The organism is Actinomycetota bacterium (assembly GCA_012837825.1).
Classification (GTDB): Bacteria; Actinomycetota; Humimicrobiia; order Humimicrobiales; family Humimicrobiaceae; genus Humimicrobium.
This window is the reverse complement of record DUQM01000034.1, coordinates 1-2136: the sequence shown is the minus strand read 5'-3', so window position 1 is coordinate 2136 and position 2136 is coordinate 1. Positions and strand designations below refer to the sequence as shown.

The 2136-nt window shown below is 32.4% G+C and carries 1 protein-coding gene; it reads right to left on the bottom strand.

Annotation, left to right across the window (positions count from 1 at the left end):
- Window positions 1-457: 457 nt before the first annotated feature.
- Window positions 458-1192, bottom strand: a complete 735-nt coding sequence (locus GXZ93_02760) for a ZIP family zinc transporter (GenBank protein HHT78704.1) — start codon at window positions 1190-1192, stop codon at window positions 458-460.
- Window positions 1193-2136 lie beyond the last annotated feature (944 nt).

The following is a 2136-nucleotide window of genomic DNA, read 5'->3' as shown; positions in this document are numbered from 1 at the left end:
TGTTTCCCTTTTAATATCTACCTGTGTAGATATACCTTTAAGCACAATATATAGTTTAATAATATCAAATATACACTATATGTTGTTTCAATTCAATAAAATTCTTACTGGAATTATAAAATACATCCTTTCTTGCCCTGAAGATAATTACTTATTTTTTGAAAAGGTCATTTTAAAAAAAATGAAAATTTCACACTGAAGTACATAATATTTTTTGGGAATTTGTAATAATTTTAACTATTTAGAATCAGCCCTTAACCCGGCAGTCTTGACTTGGCAGCCTTAACCTGGCAGTCGGTAACAGATGAATTATCTGACAGAATTAATATTGTCATATCAGGAGAAATGTCTCATAAATGACATGTTTGCAAGATATGACCCGTAAAAGACTGCAAAAATAATATTCGATCGGGTTAAGATTTAGTTAAGTCAAGGCGAAACATAACCGGGAACCATATCAAGTCCCCTTATATAAAATAAAGGCAGTCAAAAAACCAAGAATGGTCAAAAAGCCTATGAGATATCCTCCCTCCTCATAAGCTTCAGGAATCATGCTGTCAGCAAGCATTGCCAGAATAGATCCGGCTGCAAATGACAAAATAATACCTAATATATTAGTGTTCAGATTTTTTAAAAAAAAGTAGCTTAAGATAGTTGTTATTGTTACAACCATACTAACTATAAGCCACATTATATAAATCTTCTTTTTTGATAATCCTTCTTTTTCAAGATCATCTACTGAAGACAAACTCTCAGGCAAATTAGATAAAAAAATCGCAGCCACCATCAATATTCCGATACCATTCTGATCCAGCAGCGCTATGCCCAAAGTGATGGACTCCGGTATTCCGTCAAGAAGCGCTCCAAAAACTATTGCTTTTCCATTTGTCTCACGGATAGCTTTAAAAGGTTTTTTCTTTTTATAGTGCCGTCCCCCCAAAAGATGAATTAAAAAATCACCGGCAATAAATACAATGCCTCCGATTAAAAATCCTATAATTATTGCATCAAATCCTCCGAATTTAAAAGCATCTTCCATGAGGCCGAAAGTCAAGGCGCATATCATAACGCCAGCACCAAATGCCATAATTGCTGCAATTACTTTTTGTTTTATTTTAAAAGAGGTGCCGATAATTACACCCAGAATCAGCGAAAGACCGGTAAGAAATGCAAAAATAATAACTCTAATCATAATAAAGTATTATAGCATTAGTTTTACAAAATATAATTTTGATTTATATAAATATGATTACAAAAGATGTATCACTATATTTTAGAAAAATATAGTGATACGGTATATGGATAAAATTTAACACAGATTCAAATATTAAAAGCCGGATTTTTTAAATTGAAATGGAACTAAATTATGCGTCTCCAAGTTCGAAATCTTTTTCCTCAAGCTGACCATATATTTCGGCAAGCGGGCTGAAATCGGTTACTTTGCTGCCTTTTAAAAACAGTTTTCTTAAGCTTTTCAGTTCAGCCAGCGGTATTACATCACTTACCTGTGTATTGGCAGATCCAGATGACAGAGCTCTGTCATTACTGTGAACATGCTTACGTCGCTGATATTATTACAATTAATATATCTGTTACATAAGTTTTTCCTCATGAACTTTAGTGCTTTATAAATATATCATGCTGATTATTTGAATAACAAGATATAAATAATAAAATAGATAAACTTATAGTTAAGGGACATATTTACAAAAAAGCGCTGAACCTTCTTAGATAGACCTCAAAGGATCTGTGTTGGCTGGGCTGCATTCAAAAATCAGAGCATCATATCCTAGCTTTCACCCGAAAACAGTCAATGGCTGTACCTGGAAGCTATCAGAAAAATTTTCCGAAAAGTTCACAAACCATCCAGAGAACTTTTTCGCCTTTTGGAACATAAATCCAAAAGCAGCTAGTGTACGAATCCTGAAATAATATTGATAGGTTCTTAAGCATTAAAAACTTTTAAAAAGACTGAGTTAATAAACTTAATGTATCTTTCAGCACAATCGAACATCCTTATAATATCTAATTAAAAGAAATCTCCAAAACTTCATTTCCTTGACACGGGATTAATAAATTATTTCGTAGGATTACATAAAGAATTCTTTAGTATAAAAGATTTAAACAGTGTTTTTC